A 17,455-nucleotide genomic window follows, 5' to 3' on the forward strand; every position below is an offset into this window, starting at 1 on the left:
CTGCGTCTGTTCGATCAGCGAGGCTGATCAGCTCTGGAAACCAGTCAATTCCGTGACTCTTGGTCTTATTTGCTTTTAATCAAAAATAACGACTACTAAGCTTGGTACTTCTTCATCACTAGAGTGGCGTTAGTACCACCGAAACCGAAGCTGTTAGACATCACTGTTGTTAGCTCTTGCTCGCGAGCTTCAGTTACGATGTCTAAGCCTGCTGCTGCTTCATCTAGGTTTTCAACGTTAACGCTTGGTGCGATAAAGCCGTGCTCTAGCATTAGCGTTGAGTAAATTGCTTCGTGAACGCCGGCTGCACCCAATGCGTGACCTGTCATCGCTTTGGTTGCAGAAATTGCAGGGCTATTACCGCCAAACACTTCTTGGATTGCGCCTAGCTCTTTTACGTCACCGACTGGAGTCGATGTACCGTGAGTGTTCACATAGTCCACGCCATCTACGTTTTGCATTGCCATCTTCATACAACGAACAGCGCCTTCGCCAGATGGTGCTACCATGTCGTAACCGTCTGATGTTGCGCCGTAGCCTACGATTTCACCGTAGATCTTCGCTCCACGAGCCAGAGCATGTTCTAGCTCTTCAATCACTAGCATGCCGCCGCCGCCAGAGATAACAAAACCATCGCGGCCTGCATCGTATGTACGAGATGCTTTGTCTGGAGTCTCATTGTATTTCGTTGATAGAGCGCCCATTGCGTCGAACATCATAGTCAGAGACCAATCTAGTTCTTCACCACCACCAGCGAAAACAACATCTTGCTTACCAAGTTGGATAAGCTCCATTGCATGGCCAATACAGTGTGCAGAAGTCGCACATGCAGAGCTCATCGAGTAGTTAACGCCTTTGATTTTAAACGGTGTAGCAAGACAAGCTGACACTGTCGAAGCCATCGTACGTGGAACCATGTAAGGTCCAACACGCTTAACGCCTTTTTCGCGCAAGATATCAACCGCATTCACTTGGTTAAGAGAAGATGCACCACCTGAGCCTGCCACGATACCAGTGCGCTCGTTAGATACTTGCTCATCAGTCAGACCCGAGTCCGCAATCGCTTGTTCCATAGATAGGTAAGCAAACGCCGCCGCATCACCCATAAAGCGCATTTTCTTGCGATCAATGTGCTCAGCAGGGTTCATTTTCAAGTTACCCCAAACCTGAGAGCGTAGTCCTTGCTCTTTAAACTGTTCAGAGGCTGTGATACCTGATTTGCCTGCTTTTAGTGAAGCTAATACTTCTTCGACGTTGTTACCGATACTTGAAACAATACCCATACCGGTGATTACGACTCGTTTCATGTGACATTCCTATAATTCAAAAATCCGCTAGATGATAACCAAAGAGGCCAACAAAAGTGGTCAGCTTTCCCATAAATTCGTACAATCGCCGCCAGATAACGTCCAAACTGTGAAAAGAACCCAAAGTTATGAGCAAAATCAGTAATGCCGAATTAGAGTGGAACGAAGCAGGAACCCCTGTTTCAGACCAATTTGATGATGTTTATTTCTCAAACGTGAACGGCCTTGAAGAGACCCGTTATGTTTTCATTGAGCAAAATCATCTCAATTCAAGATGGCAAACGTATGAACAGCGCCGTTTTGTCATCGCAGAGACTGGCTTTGGTACAGGATTAAATTTCCTTGCTGCATGGCAACATTTCAATGAGTTTAGACAACAAAACCCAAATGCAGAGTTGAAAGAGCTTCATTTTGTCAGTTTTGAGAAGTTCCCCCTAAACAAAGACGACCTCATCAAGGCTCATCAAGCTTGGCCAGAACTGGCTGACCTTGCGACTAAACTGCAAGAGCACTACCCGATCGCACTACCAGAATGCCAACGTATCGTTCTCGATGATGGTGCTGTCACTCTCGATCTGTGGTTTGGTGATATCAAGGATTGCATGCCACTCGTTCCGACAAATGGAGAAGGTATCGTAGATGCTTGGTTCTTAGATGGCTTTGCACCAAGTAAGAACCCTGAAATGTGGAATCAAAACTTGTTCAATGGCATGGCAAAACTGGCACGCCAGGACTGTACCTGTGCAACGTTTACAGCGGCGGGCTTTGTTCGCCGTGGACTGATTGAAGCCGGCTTTGAAATGAAGAAAGTCAAAGGGTTTGGTACTAAGCGAGAAATGATTGCTGGTCGCTATAATGCACCAGAGCAAATAAACACAGACAACACCAAGCCTTGGTATCAACTCTCAAACAGCAAACACGCCAAAGACATTGCCATCATAGGTGGTGGCGTGGCGAGCGCTGCGTTAGCAACCACTCTTTTACGCCGTGGTAAAAAAGTCACCATCTATTGTAAAGATGAAAAGGGAGCTTTAGGCGCATCAGGAAATCGTCAAGGAGCTGTGTATCCTCTGCTAAACCACTCTCGAGATGGAGTGACGCGTGTATTTACCCCAGCTTTCTTGTTCGCCAAACAATTCGTCAATCAAGCTGCACAGCAATTTAGTTTTGATCACGATTGGTGTGGCGTCACCATGCTGAAATGGGATGAAAAGACAGCCGCAAAACTCGATAAGGTACTAGCCGCTGATTATCACCCGGAGCTCATTCACGCTCTTGATGCACAGCAAACCAATGACTTACTTGGACTCGACACCAATCTAGCAAGCGCTCACCTGCCTCTGGGCGGGTGGTTGTCGCCAGCTCAACTTACTCAAGGTTTACTGATACAGTTGGATGAACACCCGAACGGAAAAGTACTATACAACCAAAACATCAAACAACTGAATCACAGTGAAAGTGGTTGGAACCTAACTTCTGAAGGTAATCAAACCTACCTACATGAGGTTGCCGTGGTAGCCAATGGCCATTTGTTTGGTCAATTTGAGCAAACTGCTTCTATCCCCTTGAGCCAAGTTAAGGGGCAAGTGAGTCATATCCCTACAACTGAGAGCCTTTCAAAGTTGAAGTCGGTTATTTGCTATGACGGCTACATGACACCAGTAAATCCAAACAATCACCATCATTGTATTGGGGCTAGCTACGACAGGGCGAATATCGACCAAGAATTTGACCCGATGGCACAACAACAAAATGGCCGACGCATCAGAGAGTGTATTCCCGACCAGCAATGGCCACACGATGTCGATACATCGGGTAACCTTTCAAGACAAGGTGTCCGCTGTGTCAGCCGAGATCACCTGCCATTTGTCGGCAGCATCGGTGATTTTGAGGCCATCAAAACACAATACCAAAACTTGAACAAACAAGATGAAAGCTCTGCACAACCTATTGCTAATTACCCAGACCTGTACGGTTTTATTGGCTTAGGCTCTCGTGGTTTAAGTTCAGCGCCCCTACTCGCAGAGGTTTTGGCTTCACAAATCTGTCATGATCCAATACCGCTTCCAGTTGATGTGCTAGAGAGCTTACACCCAAGTCGAATGTGGGTTCGACGACTAAGAAAAGGTAAAGCACTTACATCGCTTTAAGCAACGCCTCGCAATAGATAAGTCCTACAATGCCAGAAAGCCCCGCAATCGCGGGGCTTCATCAATCTCTTTTGAGGCTAGGCAGTCTCGTGCTTTTTATGCCGTTAGCGTCGCCACAGCTTGTTTGAGCTGCTCGGCGATCTCTGCATTTGAGATTGAGCCTGACTCGAAGTCAAAGTTATCGTAGAAGCTTGGTACGGATACTGATGCTTTAACGTTACCACCAAAGTAAGGAGCAGAGCCCGTTGCCGCAGCTAACACCGTCTGTGCACCACCAGGACCAGGGGATGTTGCTAGGTATATTGCTGGTTTGCTCTTAAACACTTCACGATCGATACGTGTCGCCCAATCAAACAAGTTTTTGTATGCCGCTGGGTAATGACCATTGTGCTCTGCATATGAGATCACAAAAACGTCTGCCTCATCAAGGTCTCTCAGAAAGGCTTGAGCACCTTCAGCTTGACCGATCTCTTTCTCTTTGTCTTCACTGAACATTGGTACTTGATAGTTGTTAATATCCAATACTTTTACTTCAGCACCATCGATTAGATTAGCTGCGTATGTCGCTAGAGCTTTGTTAATTGAAGTAGAGCTTGTGCTTGCGCCGAATGTAATGACTTTCATAATGATGACCCTGTCGTTGTTCTGTGTCGTTGAGTAAAAGAATAACGCTTAGTCCAAAACCAACAAGATTAAAAAACTCACGGTGTTATTCGAAAATTTCGAACAACACCGTGAGTCTTAAATTAAGTCTATTTTTTGACGAACCGAAACGTTAGATTTCGTTCTGCAACTCTTGCCAAAGATCATTCACAATAGTGCGATCAGCCGGTGCAAGTTCAGAGCGTGCCGCTTCAAGACTAGCAACAATGCGTCCTTTCAACTGCTCGATATCGTTAATACCTTCCGCTTCACAGTCTGCTGCAGATAGTGAAATATGACCACGCAGATAGCCACCAGCAAACAGCTCATCATCAGAGGCTGTTTCAACGCGCTGATCAATCAGGGCTAGGAGTTGTTCTTCAAATTCAATAATCATTCTGTGTCTCTTTTATTTCACTATAAACTGGCTAGGGTGCAGTGGCTCGACATTGTAAAACTTACGCAGTGAATCTGAAAGCATCTTCACTCGTGGGGGTAAACCGACCTCAAAGATCCTAAGCACTTCTTGATAGACCTTGTTCATAAAACCGATACGGTCTGGCTCAAAGTCCCCGTGTAAGTTGTCACAGCTTACCGTAAAAGGAAAGCCTGCACTCAAAGATAAAATCCATTCATAAGCTTGTGGGCGTATTTCTACTTTTTCGAACTCGGCTTGAACCGCTTCGGTACGGCCATCGGGTTCGTACCAGTAACCAAAATCTTCCATTAGACGACGCTCAGGACCAGCCACACACCAGTGGGCAATCTCATGCATCCCAGAAGCATAGAATCCACGAGCAAAAATAATGCGATGATGTGGGTGCTCTTCATCGGCAGGAAGGTAAATAGGCTCATCCCCGCCCAGCTCTAAGCGAGTATTGAACTCTTGCTCGAACGTGTGATTGAAAACTTCAATTAGGTCTTGGTAATTGTGACTCATAAGTACAGCAGGTTAATTTAAGTATGGATATTTTACGCAATCTGGTGCTCGTTATTCTATGCCAAATTGATTAGTAAAACTAATTCTGCACGACCTTTGCCATACATAATTTCATTCGTCAGCAACAGCACTTAGCCCTATAATTCGCGCTTATTTTATAGTTAGATAGTAGTTTTATAGAGCAATCCATGTTACTGAGTACCCTATACATTGTTGGAATTACCGCAGAAGCGATGACTGGTGCTTTAGCCGCTGGTAAACAAAAAATGGATTGGTTCGGCGTCATGCTAGTCGCCAGTGCGACAGCCATTGGTGGCGGTACCGTGCGTGATATTTTACTCGGTCACTATCCTCTTGGCTGGGTTGAGAACCCACAATTTCTCGTCATCACGTGCGTGGCTGGCGTTGTCACAACTGGGCTTGCTAAATGGGTGGTGAAGCTAAAAGGTCTGTTCATTCGACTTGATGCGCTGGGTCTGATAGTTTTCAGCATTATAGGCACCAAAGTCGCAATGAGTATGGGCCTTCATCCGTTTATTTGCATGGTCTCAGCTCTAGTAACAGGGGCATTTGGAGGTCTGCTGCGAGATCTTATCTGTAGACAAACGCCGCTTGTCTTACACAAAGAGCTGTATGCTTCGATAGCCCTTGCGGCCTCTGGTTTGTATCTAACTTTGTTAGAGTTAGGTTTAACAGACATAGTGGCGACTAGTGCCACCTTAGTTGTTGGCTACTTACTGAGAATGGCAGCTGTACGTTTTAAATGGTGCTTACCTTCGTTTCACTTTGAATCCGAAGAGCCACTGCATTAACACATCATTTGTGACTCATATAAAAACGCCCTCAACAATGAGGGCGCCTTACAACAACTTAATGGCTTAATAATTAAACAGGTGCATTAAATCTTTGGCGTTTCGGTTTGCACACCAAAGTTTTGTCCACGATGACGAAGCAAGTGATCAAGTAACACAATCGCTAGCATCGCTTCTGCAATCGGTACTGCACGAATACCCACACATGGATCGTGACGACCTTTGGTAATCAGCTCTGTTGGTTCGCCTTGTTTGGTAATAGTTTCACCCGGAACAGTAATACTCGACGTCGGCTTAAGAGCAATGTTCGCTACAATGTCTTGACCCGTTGAGATACCACCTAGGATGCCACCTGCATGGTTACTCTTAAAGCCATTTGGCGTTAGTGGGTCACGATGTTCACTGCCCTTTTGGCTGACGACATCGAAACCATCACCAATCTCAACACCTTTCACTGCGTTGATGCTCATCAGCGCATGCGCCACATCGGCATCTAGACGATCAAAGATTGGCTCACCAAGACCGACTGGAACATTGGTTGCAACTACCTGTAATTTAGCCCCAATGGAATCGCCTTCTTTCTTCAGGTCACGAATCAATTGGTCAAATGCATCGACTTTGTCGACATCAGGACAGAAGAATGCGTTGTTCTCGATCTCGCTCCAATCCACTTTATCGATCTTCACGTCACCCATCTGTGATAGGTAAGCACGGATCTCAACACCAAACTCTTGCTTTAGATATTTCTTAGCAATCGCACCAGCAGCAACACGCATTGCTGTTTCACGGGCAGAAGAGCGACCACCACCACGGTAATCACGCACACCATATTTTTGGTGGTAGGTGTAATCAGCGTGCCCAGGGCGAAACTTATCTTTGATCTCAGAGTAGTCTTTTGAGCGCTGGTCAGTATTTTCAATCAGAAGACCGATAGACGTACCGGTCGTTTGACCTTCGAAAACACCAGAGAGAATTTTAACTTCATCTGGTTCACGGCGTTGTGTGGTATAACGAGAAGTACCAGGGCGGCGGCGATCAAGGTCTGCCTGCATATCTGCTTCTGTTAGTTCTAAACCCGGAGGGCAGCCGTCTACGATACATCCAAGTGCGATACCGTGACTCTCTCCGAATGTCGTCACTCGAAAGTGTTGTCCGATACTGTTTCCTGCCATTGCTTCCTCTTAACCACCTAAATGTACTTATTTGTTTACACTCAGGCCAATTTCAATTTTTCGTGCCCTCATAGTGGCTGTAATAAGAAATGATGTAAACCCTAAAATTTTAACATTTAACCCCTTTGGTGAAGAAAAGCTCATCAAGTCGTAAAAATTGACATTTGCGCACGGTTACCGACATGCATATTTATTGCTATCTAGCTCACGTTGGAGACGATACGGTATGGAGAAACACTTTTTTCTAGATCATGATGAAATTTAATTGATGATCGGCAGGTCTGGGTTATGTGCAAGTTATACAGAGCCAGAATGAACATCAAAGGGTTAAGATCCAACCATCTCTTTGATGAATCGGTTTGCTAATACCTAGCTATCGATTACCATCTTCATTCACCTTGAGATAACAAAAACACCACAATCGCCACACTAACTTTATGGATGACGTTATGAAACCTGTTCTAGCTTCCTTAGCCAAGACGATTGGCTTGAGTGCAACCCTCATTGGTTCAACTTCTGTTTTTGCCGAAAATTGGAAAGCCATCGAAGATGCTGCGCAGGGGCAGACTGTCTATTTTCATGCTTGGGGTGGTAGCCAAGAGATCAATCAATACATCCAATGGGCTGGGAAGCAGCTTCAACGCGACCATGGCGTAACACTCAAACATGTAAAGATCACCGATACAGCAGAAACTGTGACCCGCCTTATCGCGGCTAAAGCCGTTAATAAGAATGAAGCGGGCAGCGTTGATATGGTTTGGATTAACGGCGAAAACTTCAAATCGATGAAGGACAACAAGCTTCTATTTGGTCCATTTACTGAGACTCTGCCTAACTGGACATACGTTGATAAAACGTTACCAATCGATGTCGATTTCTCAGAGCCAACAGAGGGTCTAGAAGCACCTTGGGGTGTAGGGCAACTCGTATTTATCCACGACAGTGAAACGCTAAATAATCCACCCGCAAATTTCAGTGAGATGTTGAGCTATGCACAAGCGTATCCAAATCGTTTGAGCTACCCTCGCCCACCAGAGTTTCACGGTACGAGCTTTATCAAAGCCCTGCTGATTGAGTTAACCAACAACGACCCTGCGCTTTCCAAGCCTGTAACAGATGAATCATTCCAAAAAGTTACCCAACCATTATGGGCATATCTGGATACGTTCCATAGAGTCGCTTGGCGACAAGGTAAACAATTCCCAGCAGGTACCGCAGAAAGCGTGCAGCTATTAGATGACGGGCAACTCGACCTTGCTATCACCTTTAACCCTAATGCAGTCTATTCAGCTCAAGCAAGTGGCAAGTTAGCAGAGTCAACGAAGGCTTATGCCCTAGAAACGGGGGCACTATCCAACATTCACTTCTTAGCGATTCCTTGGAACGCTAGCGCCAAAGAAGGTGCGCAGGTAGCCATCAACTTCCTTTTGAGCCCTAGGGCGCAATCTCGAAAAGGAGATTTAAATGTATGGGGTGATCCATCCGTGCTTTCTAGCCAATACTTAGAAGGAAGTGCCAAGAATACGCCTCAGTTTAAATCCGTCTCTGAGCCGCATCCAAGTTGGCAAGCCGCACTAGAAAAAGAGTGGCTCAAGCGTTATGGCAGCTAAGCAAAGAAACTAAAACGACGAGAGGCATAGGCCTCTCACACCAAACCCGCTGATTGAGTAGTAAGTAGCGAAGAGCACTATGTTACGAACCCTTTATTTGATGACCGTGATCATTTGTATCGTCCCTTTATTACCAGGGGTGGCGGGTGTTCTGTTTTCTTCTCTAGGTTATATCCCACCTATTGGACTCAATGAGCTGTCGATAGATGGTTTCAAGCAACTGTTCGCATGGCAGGGTGTTTGGCAATCTATTGGCCTTTCCGTTTTTTCATCTCTAGCAAGCAGTTACTTGGCCTGCATTATGAGCTTTGCCGTATTGCAAAGCTGTTGGAATAGTAAGCTTTGGAAGCCTATTGAACTGCTGCTATCTCCACTTCTTGCGATGCCCCATGTCGCTTTTGCGATTGGTTTTGCTTTTTTATTTTCCCCGACGGGCATGGGTATGCGTCTAGCGCACACTCTCTTTGATGGTGGTTCAGCGAATCAATCAGACTTAGCCCTACTGGTTAAAGACCCGTATGCGCTTGGTTTAGTCGTCATGCTTGCCTTCAAAGAGGTGCCGTTCTTACTCCTGATGAGCATTCCGATTCTTCGTCAGATCGATGTCAGCAAACAGATCAAGGTTGGCGCTTCGCTGGGTTATAACGATAAACAGATTTGGTGGAAGACTATTCTGCCTCTTTGGTTCAATAAACTTCGTTTTCCGATGCTAGCGGTTATTGCCTACAGCCTTTCTGTTGTTGACCTTGCCTTGATTATGGGCCCGACGAACCCTCCAACCTTTGCTGTTTTGGTTTGGCAGTGGTTTAGCGACCCTGATTTATCTTTACTACCAAGGGCAGCCGCTGGCGCAGTTGTGCTGTTTGTTCTGGCCTCTTTGCTTATTGCGGTTGCTCGTCTTGTAGAATGGCTAGTCGTTAAAAAATGTCAGAGTTGGCAGTTCTCTGGCCGTTCTGGTATTGCGTTGCCGGGTAAAACGTTATTTACCTCTCTATGCACTATGGCCGCCGCTATGCTTCCTATGCTCTTTTTATGGAGCGTTGCTCAGCGTTGGCGTTTTCCTGATTTATTGCCCTCGCGCTACAGCATGCGATTTTGGGAATATGAATGGGATGGTGTGATGTCCACCATTAATGACAGCCTACTCATCGCTATCATTTCAGCGACAAGTGCGCTGTTTTTGGCCCTAATTGCTCACGAGTATCGACTGCGTTACAAACTGCAAGTGCCGGGCTTCATCATCGCCATCCCGATGCTGGTCCCACAGCTTTCCATCTTGTTTGGTCTGCAGGTCACCACACTATACCTTTCAGAAAACAGCTATTTTTTCTGGGTATGTTGGTCGCATATTTTCTTTGCGTTTCCTTTTGTCTACTTGTCACTCGATGGTCCTTGGCGAGCATTCGACAATAAGTTGATGCACGTAGCTCTGAGTCTGGGTAAAACACCTTTGCACGCCTGGATGAAGGTGAAACTGCCGCTTCTCTTCCCTGCGGTATTATTTGCTTGGGCGATAGGCATGAGTGTAAGTCTCGCACAGTATTTACCTACCCTAATGCTGGGCGCTGGACGTATTGCAACGATTACCACTGAGGCCGTTGCGCTATCGAGTGGTTTTGATCGTCGTGTCACTGCTATTTATGCACTATGGCAAGCCTTGTTACCGTTATTTTTCTTCTCATTTGCAATCGCAATAAGCCGCTTTAGTGGCAAGAAGCAACACTCAAAAATTAAGGATTCTCAACGACATGAGTCTATGTCTCACAAACCTCGCCATCCGTAATTCTGTCGGTGATGTGTTATTTTCTAACCTGAATCTCAATGTTGAAGCCGGTGAACTGGTGACCTTAATGGGGCCAAGTGGTTGCGGTAAGTCGACATTACTCGATGTCATTGCTGGGCACCTTGCTGATGAGTTCACTGCTAATGGTGAGGTTTCTTTAAACAACGAAAAGCTCAACAATGTCTCCCCTCACTTGAGAGAGGTTGGTATTTTGTTCCAAGAGGATCTCTTGTTCCCGCATTTGAATGTGTGGCAAAACTTAGCCTTTGCACTGCCGAACTGCGTTAAAGGTTCGGAGCGTTATACCCAAGCCATTCACGCATTAGAACAAATCGACCTTGCCGCGCTAGCCGACTCTTACCCAGATCAAATATCGGGAGGACAACGAGCACGTATTGCGTTGACCCGTATGCTGCTAGCCAAACCTAAAGCGGTACTGTTAGACGAGCCTTTTAGCAAGCTCGACCAAGACTCTAGAAAGCAATTTCGAACTTGGGTGTTTGGGCAATTAAAACAAGCTAACATACCCGCTTTAATGGTCACGCATGATATCTCTGACGTGCCTGAGAATGGCAAAGTCCTCAGCTGGCCTTGGGAGAGTACGCATGCTTGATAGACTCAGTATTAAAGTCATTCGCTGGCCGCTTACCCAATCAGCCAAAGTGCTCGACAGCTTTGGAGCAACGGCGAATCAAATCACCTTAACAGGCTTCTTGTTAGGATGCTTAGCCTTCCCTGCTCTGATATTAGAGGAGTATCTATGGGCTCTATTATTCATCTCACTCAATCGTATTTTTGATGGCTTGGATGGTGCTTTAGCACGCAAGCAGGGTATTAGCGATGCGGGCGGTTTCCTCGATATCAGCCTAGACTTCCTCTTCTACTCATTGATCCCATTTGGCTTTGTGCTTGCCAATCCTGAGCAGAATGCGATTGCTGGTGCATTTTTGATTTTCTCATTCATTGGCACAGGCACGAGTTTTCTCGCATTTGCCGTTATGGCGGGTAAAAGAGGCATTGAGAATCCAGTCTATAAGAACAAATCTTTGTACTACATGAGCGGTTTGACCGAGGGTACGGAGACTATCACCTGCTTTGTGCTCTTCTGCTTGCTACCCAATCACTTCGATACTATCGCATATATCTTCGGTGCAGCTTGCTGGTTCACCACATTTACCCGTATCTATTCTGGCTTCCAGACATTAGACGATACACAGAACGGTAATAACTGACCCGCGATGAACCACGACGCAATCAATAAAAAAAGGAGCCATTGGCTCCTTTTTTCGCATCTAGACATCACATTACAAGGTTAATCTTTGTAAAGAGCGAACTCTTCTGCGTGCTCTAAGATTTGATCACGCGTTAGCATGAACACACCGTGACCGCCATTTTCAAACTCAATCCAAGTGAATGGGATCTGAGGGTATTGTTCCATCATGTGAACCATAGAGTTACCCACTTCGCAGACTAGGATACCATCGTCTGTTAGGTAGTCTGGTGCGTTCGCTAGAATACGACGAACTAGTTTAAGACCGTCCGTACCTGCTGCTAAACCAAGTTCAGGCTCATGAGTAAACTCATCCGGTAGGCTGTTCATGTCTTCTTCATCCACATATGGTGGGTTAGACACAATCAGGTTGTACTTCTCTTTTGGCAAATCACGGAAAAGATCAGAGCGAATCGGGAACACTTGTTGTTCCATACCGTGATCCTGTACATTTTGCTCAGCAACTTGAAGTGCATCTGCTGAGATATCAATCGCATCAACTTCTGCTTCAGGGAAAGCGTGCGCACAAGCAATTGCGATACAGCCACTACCCGTACACAAGTCCATGATGCGAACTGGTTCTTCTGCTAACCAAGGTTGGAACTGAGCTTCAATAAGCTCACCAATTGGTGAACGAGGAACAAGCACACGTTCATCAACGAAGAACTCTAGGCCACAGAACCAAGCTTTGTTCGTCAGGTATGCGGTTGGTGTACGCTCATTGATACGCTTAACTACGCGCTCAACAATGCGTAAACGTTCACTGCTTGTTAGTCGAGAGTTTAGAACATGCGGAGGAACATCAATCGGCAGATAAAGGGTTGGAAGGATTAACTGAACCGCTTCATCCCATGCGTTATCTGTGCCATGACCATAAAATAGGTTTGCTGCATTAAAGCGGCTCACAGTCCAACGAATCAGGTCTTGAAGCGTGTGTAGTTCAGAAACCGCTTCATCTACAAAAATCTTATCCAAAATTGCCTCCAAAAAGCGCTACAATACTGCCAATAGTTGTATTAATTAGATGAAAAGCGATGCGTGACCAAGATAACCACGATGATGACTTTGCACTTTTCAAAGATGCAGTAAAGGGCGTAAAAAAGTTGCAACAGGATACCATAGTCCAGCAGCCAACAAAAAACCCTAAGCAAAAAGAAATTAAACGCACCAGTCGTGAAGCGAGTGACAGCGAGTTCTACTTCTCTGATGAGTTCGTTCCGCTACTAAGTGAAGACGGACCAACGCGCTACTCTCGTGATGATGTATCGACTTATGAGGTGAAGAGATTGCGCCGTGGTGTCTATGTGCCGGATGTTTTTCTGGATATGCATGGAATGACACAACAAGAGGCGAAGCGTGAGCTCGGTGCTATGATTTCGTATTGTGTAAAAAATGACGTTCACTGTGCTTGTGTTCAACATGGTATTGGTAAACACATTCTGAAGCAGAAAGCTCCGCTGTGGCTGGCACAACATCCTGATGTGATGGCGTTTCATCAAGCACCACTTGAATTTGGTGGTGATGGCGCATTGCTCGTACTACTCTCTATCCCAGAGAAGTAATACGAGTTATTTCGCAGATTCAATGTCTGTAGGCTCGGTTGCTACAATGGACCGAGCTTTTTATAGACTCAGCTTTTAAGGGTGGATTTTCCAAACCAGTTCGCCCTGCTGACGTTCAAGGTCAAATTCAATGCACACTAAGCCTGACGTTGGAAACATTGGTGGTGCAATATCACGCACAAACTCAGAAGTCAGGTAACCAACCAACGGTAAATGAGAGACCAGCAGAATCGATTCCAAGTTTTGTGTTTCCGCTAGTGCACAAACAAACTCAAAAACATCATCTGATTGACCATAAGGGGTGATGTCGTCACTGGTTTGCACATCATCAGAACCAAAATGCTCCGAGATCGCCTGCCAAGTTTGCTGCGCTCGAATATAAGGGCTCACAAGAACCGTATCAAATTCACTGACGCCCTGCTGTACACATGCTCTTGCCACAGCTTTTGATTGACTCACACCATTTGGTGTCAGGTTTCGTTCAGCATCACTCGACGCGAAGTGTTCTGCTTCGCCATGACGCATGATAAAAATCTTCATCTGGGTATTCCTACTACTTGATTATTCAAGTATATCAACTCAGCTGATGAAGGCACTGACAAATCTAACATTTTGAAAATAAAACGTTAGCGAATGTTTGCAGACTCATCTTTCACAGTCATACTAGTAATGCCCCCCTGAAAATCTGGAGTTCCGACTGTGCACCTGAGTCCCAACGATACTAATCAATACCAAACTCTCACCCTAGATAATGGGTTACGGGTGCTGTTAATCCAAGATGAGAAAACCACCAAAAGCGCTGCTGCGCTGGCGGTAAACGTCGGCCACTTTGATGATCCTAATGAGCGAGAAGGGTTGGCACATTACCTAGAGCATATGTTGTTTCTTGGTACTGAAAAATACCCAACGGTTGGCGAATTCCAACAGTTTATTAGCCAGCATGGGGGTAGCAATAATGCATGGACAGGCACAGAGCATACCTGCTTTTTCTTCGATATTACGCCGAGTTTGTTTGAACCGGCACTCGATCGCTTCAGCCAATTCTTTACCGCTCCGCTATTCAACGAAGAAGCGTTAGATAAAGAGCGCCAAGCCGTTGAATCCGAATATAAAATGAAACTCAATGACGACTCGCGTCGTCAGTATCAAGTGCTCAAAGAAGTGATGAATCCTGAGCACCCCTTTGCCAAGTTTTCGGTGGGTAACCTTGAGACTCTAGGAGACCGAAATGGACTATCCATTCGCCAAGAAATCATCGACTTCCACCAGCAGCAATACTCTGCAGATTTAATGACGTTAACCGTGCTGAGTTCGCACTCACTTGAAGTCACACGTGTATGGGCCGAATCTATGTTTGGTTCAATTCCCAATCATCAACGCTTTCCTAAAACGGTTGAAATCCCTTTCTCAACCCAAAACAGCAAACAGATATGGGTTGATATAGAACCGGTCAAAGAGATGCGTAAGCTCTCAATGAGCTTTGCACTCCCGAGTTTGAACGAGCAGTATCACACCAAGCCTCTTTCTTACTTCGCTCACCTACTTGGTTATGAAGGGGAAGGCAGCCTATTAATGCACTTAAAAGGGCTTGGTTGGGTGAGTGCACTTTCTGCTGGTGGTGGTGTTAGTGGCAGTAACTTCCGAGAGTTCACGATCAACTTCAGCATGACACAGGAAGGGCTTGAACATACCGATGACATCATTGAAGCCACCTTCGCTTATATTCAACTGATCGCTAAAGAAGGCTTAGATAACTGGCGTTATCTCGAGAAAAAGGCCGTTCTTGAGTCTGCATTTCGCTTTCAAGAATCTAGCCGGGCCCTCGATATTGTTAGTCACCTAGTGGTGAACATGCAGCACTATGAAAGTGACGATATCATCTACGGTGACTACAAGATGTCACACTATGATGAACCAGAATTAACTTCGGTACTTCAGCTGATGACCGTTGACAATCTAAAAGTCACTAGGGCATTAAAAGGCGTTGAAACAAACAAAGAAGCTAAATGGTACTTCACCCCTTATGCAATCAAGCCTTTGACTCACAAGCAAATAGCCCGCTGGAGTGAGCCAAGGATTGACGACAGCTTACAGCTACCCGAAAAGAACCCGTTCATTTGTTACGAGCTCGATCCAGAGCCACTTCAAGGCGACTCTTCACTGCCAGAAGTGGTACAAGACCTGCCTGGATTCCGCTTGTGGCACCTGCAAGAAAAAGAGTTCCGTGTACCAAAAGGGGTCGTTTACGTCGCGATCGATAGCCCTCAAGCTGTCGCCACACCAAGAAAGATTGTAAAGACTCGCCTTTGTGTCGAGATGTTCTTAGACTCACTTGCGTCTCAAACGTATCAGGCTGAAATTGCTGGTATGGGCTATAACCTTTACGCTCATCAAGGTGGTGTGACTCTATCGCTTTCTGGATTTAGTCAAAAAATTCCACAGCTGCTAGAAATTATTCTTAAACGCTTTGCAGATCGAGACTTCAAACCAGAACGCTTTGAACTCATCAAACAACAACTTCTACGAAGTTGGCGCAACGCAGCGCAAGATCGTCCAATTTCGCAGCTTTTCAATGCCATGTCTGGAATATTGCAGCCCAACAATCCTCCATACCCAACATTGATTGAAGCGCTAGAGTCTATTGAAGTTGATGAGCTACCCGCGTTTGTTGAATCTATTCTGGCAGAGATCCATATCGATACCTTTGTCTACGGCGATTGGCCAGAGAAAAAAGCACACGATATGGCTGAAGTGCTAAAAGATGCGCTACGTGTTCAAAATCAGAAGTACGAAGAGGCACTTCGCCCATTGGTTATGCTGGGTGATAGTGGCACCTTCCAACGCAGTGTACATTGTGATCAAGATGACTCAGCAATTGTGGTTTATTACCAAAGTGAAGCGGTATCACCGAAAGCGACGGCACTTTACCTGCTCGCAAACCACCTTATGTCTGCCGCTTTCTTCCACGAGATCCGAACCAAGCAGCAGTTAGGTTACATGGTGGGTACTGGCAACATGCCTCTCAATCGCCACCCCGGGATTGTGTTTTATGTTCAATCACCCAACGCTGCGCCAATAGACTTAATTTCATCGATCGATGAGTTCTTAAATGCCTTCTATATGGTGTTGTTAGAGTTGAGCGAAGAGCGCTGGCAAAGCAGTAAACAAGGTTTGGTAAACCAAATACTCACACCTGATACAACGCTAAGGGGTCGTGGTCAGCGTCTTTGGGTCGCGATCGGCAATAAAGATGAATCTTTCGACCACCGAGAGCAGGTTTTAGCAGAGCTTGAATCGTTGAATCGTAGTGAGATGATTCGATTTGTTATCAACGAGCTTAAACCACGCACATCGAATCGCTTAGTGATGCATTCTAAAGGTAATGCTCACGATAACTCGTGTCCGCTGAGTTTAGGTCAGGAGATAGGGTCCATTGAAGAGTTCCAAATGAGACCAAGAGATTGTGAGTTGGGGTGAAAGGTTATAGGTTATAGGTTATAGGTTATAGGTTATAGGTTATAGGACCCCGTAAGAGTAGCCCTGTCAACCTATGCCGTTACCTGTAGCAAAAGCGTCCTGCTACCCATGGGCGCAGCGACCCTTTTACCTTAAAATTAAGCTTTACAGTTCACACTGCGCAAGCAGCGCACCATCAAAGGTTTTCACCATCAATGTATTGTTGTCAAACAAGCCGTAGCTTGCAGGGTGATCATTACGTGGAAAGGTCACAGAACTAGGATTAAAAATAATCTGCTCGCCAACCCATTCAGCTTGAGGGATATGAGTATGACCATGTGCAACGATATCGCCCTTATTCAATGGGGGACGCTTGTCTGTGTTGTATAGGTGCCCATGAGTAAGAAAGAGTCTCTGACCGTTTGGCAACAATACCCAACTGTAATCCATCATCATCGGGAAACTTAAAAGCATCTGATCAACTTCGCTGTCACAGTTACCACGTACGGCAATTATTTTACTCGCGTATGCATTCAACAATTCAGCCACAACAGGGGGATTATAGCCTTCTGGCACCGGATTACGTGGACCATGATTCAGAATGTCACCAAGCAGAATCAAGTGTTCTGCTTGGGAGGCTTCAAACTCCTGTAGCATGGCTTTAGTGCATGGTTCACTGCCGTGAAGATCTGAGGCAAAAAATAGTTTCATCGTAAAATCCAAACTTATCTAATTCCCCCTATTCTAACGG

16 protein-coding genes are annotated in these 17,455 nt (G+C 45.7%); 8 read left to right on the forward strand and 8 right to left on the reverse strand.

Features of this window, described 5'->3' with window-relative positions; translation table 11 throughout:
• Positions 1 to 95: 95 nt before the first annotated feature.
• Positions 96 to 1,307: a beta-ketoacyl-ACP synthase I gene (gene fabB, locus DPF91_RS11180; RefSeq protein WP_117234507.1), complete on the reverse strand. Its 1,212-nt coding sequence runs from the start codon at positions 1,305 to 1,307 to the stop codon at positions 96 to 98.
• A 128-nt stretch (positions 1,308 to 1,435) separates the two neighbouring features.
• Between fabB and mnmC the strand changes: the two genes are divergently transcribed.
• Complete coding sequence (mnmC, locus tag DPF91_RS11185) at positions 1,436 to 3,457, forward strand: bifunctional tRNA (5-methylaminomethyl-2-thiouridine)(34)-methyltransferase MnmC2/FAD-dependent 5-carboxymethylaminomethyl-2-thiouridine(34) oxidoreductase MnmC1 (protein WP_117234508.1); 2,022 nt, start codon at positions 1,436 to 1,438, stop codon at positions 3,455 to 3,457.
• Positions 3,458 to 3,553: 96 nt separating this feature from the next.
• Here the strand turns inward: mnmC and DPF91_RS11190 are convergent, their stop codons facing one another.
• The 3 genes from DPF91_RS11190 to DPF91_RS11200 all read right to left on the reverse strand — a co-directional run bounded on the left by DPF91_RS11190 (position 3,554) and on the right by DPF91_RS11200 (position 5,039).
• Entirely contained in the window at positions 3,554 to 4,081 is a 528-nt protein-coding gene (locus DPF91_RS11190; protein ID WP_117234509.1) for an NADPH-dependent FMN reductase, read from the reverse strand.
• Positions 4,082 to 4,232: 151 nt separating this feature from the next.
• Entirely contained in the window at positions 4,233 to 4,496 is a 264-nt protein-coding gene (locus DPF91_RS11195; RefSeq protein ID WP_117234510.1) for a YfcL family protein, read from the reverse strand.
• Between the two features lie 12 nt (positions 4,497 to 4,508).
• Positions 4,509 to 5,039 carry an elongation factor P hydroxylase gene (locus DPF91_RS11200; protein ID WP_117234511.1) on the reverse strand — a complete coding sequence of 177 codons (531 nt, stop codon included), beginning with the start codon at positions 5,037 to 5,039 and terminating at the stop codon, positions 4,509 to 4,511.
• A gap of 188 nt (positions 5,040 to 5,227) precedes the next feature.
• On the opposite strand from DPF91_RS11200, the gene DPF91_RS11205 reads away from it, so the two are divergent.
• Positions 5,228 to 5,851 carry a trimeric intracellular cation channel family protein gene (locus DPF91_RS11205; protein WP_117234512.1) on the forward strand — a complete coding sequence of 208 codons (624 nt, stop codon included), beginning with the start codon at positions 5,228 to 5,230 and terminating at the stop codon, positions 5,849 to 5,851.
• A gap of 86 nt (positions 5,852 to 5,937) precedes the next feature.
• Here DPF91_RS11205 and aroC read toward each other — a convergent pair whose 3' ends face one another.
• A complete protein-coding gene (gene aroC / locus DPF91_RS11210) occupies positions 5,938 to 7,023 on the reverse strand; it encodes a chorismate synthase (protein WP_117234513.1) in 1,086 nt (361 codons plus the stop codon).
• Between the two features lie 449 nt (positions 7,024 to 7,472).
• Here aroC and DPF91_RS11215 point away from each other — a divergent pair, with 449 nt between their 5' ends.
• The 4 genes from DPF91_RS11215 (at position 7,473) to DPF91_RS11230 (ending at position 11,648) form a co-directional block, all read left to right on the forward strand.
• Positions 7,473 to 8,633, forward strand: a complete 1,161-nt coding sequence (locus tag DPF91_RS11215; RefSeq protein WP_117234514.1) for an ABC transporter substrate-binding protein — start codon at positions 7,473 to 7,475, stop codon at positions 8,631 to 8,633.
• A gap of 79 nt (positions 8,634 to 8,712) precedes the next feature.
• Complete coding sequence (locus DPF91_RS11220) at positions 8,713 to 10,416, forward strand: ABC transporter permease (protein WP_117234515.1); 1,704 nt, start codon at positions 8,713 to 8,715, stop codon at positions 10,414 to 10,416.
• The gene (locus tag DPF91_RS11225) at positions 10,382 to 11,029 is read left to right on the forward strand and encodes an ATP-binding cassette domain-containing protein (RefSeq protein WP_117234516.1); all 648 of its coding nucleotides are present in this window, start codon (positions 10,382 to 10,384) and stop codon (positions 11,027 to 11,029) included. Before DPF91_RS11220 ends, DPF91_RS11225 begins: the two co-directional genes overlap by 35 nt.
• On the forward strand, positions 11,022 to 11,648 hold the full coding sequence (locus tag DPF91_RS11230) for a CDP-alcohol phosphatidyltransferase family protein (protein ID WP_117234517.1): 627 nt from the start codon (positions 11,022 to 11,024) through the stop codon (positions 11,646 to 11,648). The genes DPF91_RS11225 and DPF91_RS11230 overlap by 8 nt, the downstream gene beginning before the upstream one ends.
• Before the next feature lie 80 nt (positions 11,649 to 11,728).
• Here the strand turns inward: DPF91_RS11230 and prmB are convergent, their stop codons facing one another.
• Positions 11,729 to 12,661 (reverse strand): 50S ribosomal protein L3 N(5)-glutamine methyltransferase, encoded by a 933-nt coding sequence (gene prmB, locus DPF91_RS11235; protein ID WP_117234518.1) that lies wholly within the window; start codon positions 12,659 to 12,661, stop codon positions 11,729 to 11,731.
• A gap of 59 nt (positions 12,662 to 12,720) precedes the next feature.
• On the opposite strand from prmB, the gene smrB reads away from it, so the two are divergent.
• Positions 12,721 to 13,248, forward strand: a complete 528-nt coding sequence (gene smrB, locus DPF91_RS11240) for an endonuclease SmrB (protein ID WP_117234519.1) — start codon at positions 12,721 to 12,723, stop codon at positions 13,246 to 13,248.
• 75 nt (positions 13,249 to 13,323) lie between these two features.
• On the opposite strand, the gene sixA is transcribed toward smrB, so the two are convergent.
• The gene (gene sixA / locus DPF91_RS11245; protein ID WP_117234520.1) at positions 13,324 to 13,788 is read right to left on the reverse strand and encodes a phosphohistidine phosphatase SixA; all 465 of its coding nucleotides are present in this window, start codon (positions 13,786 to 13,788) and stop codon (positions 13,324 to 13,326) included.
• Between the two features lie 159 nt (positions 13,789 to 13,947).
• Here sixA and DPF91_RS11250 point away from each other — a divergent pair, with 159 nt between their 5' ends.
• Positions 13,948 to 16,725 carry an insulinase family protein gene (locus DPF91_RS11250; RefSeq protein ID WP_117234521.1) on the forward strand — a complete coding sequence of 926 codons (2,778 nt, stop codon included), beginning with the start codon at positions 13,948 to 13,950 and terminating at the stop codon, positions 16,723 to 16,725.
• 144 nt (positions 16,726 to 16,869) lie between these two features.
• On the opposite strand, the gene yfcE is transcribed toward DPF91_RS11250, so the two are convergent.
• Complete coding sequence (yfcE, locus tag DPF91_RS11255) at positions 16,870 to 17,415, reverse strand: phosphodiesterase (protein ID WP_117234522.1); 546 nt, start codon at positions 17,413 to 17,415, stop codon at positions 16,870 to 16,872.
• Positions 17,416 to 17,455 lie beyond the last annotated feature (40 nt).

Source organism: Vibrio maerlii (assembly GCF_003415655.1).
Lineage (GTDB): Bacteria > Pseudomonadota > Gammaproteobacteria > Enterobacterales > Vibrionaceae > Vibrio > Vibrio maerlii.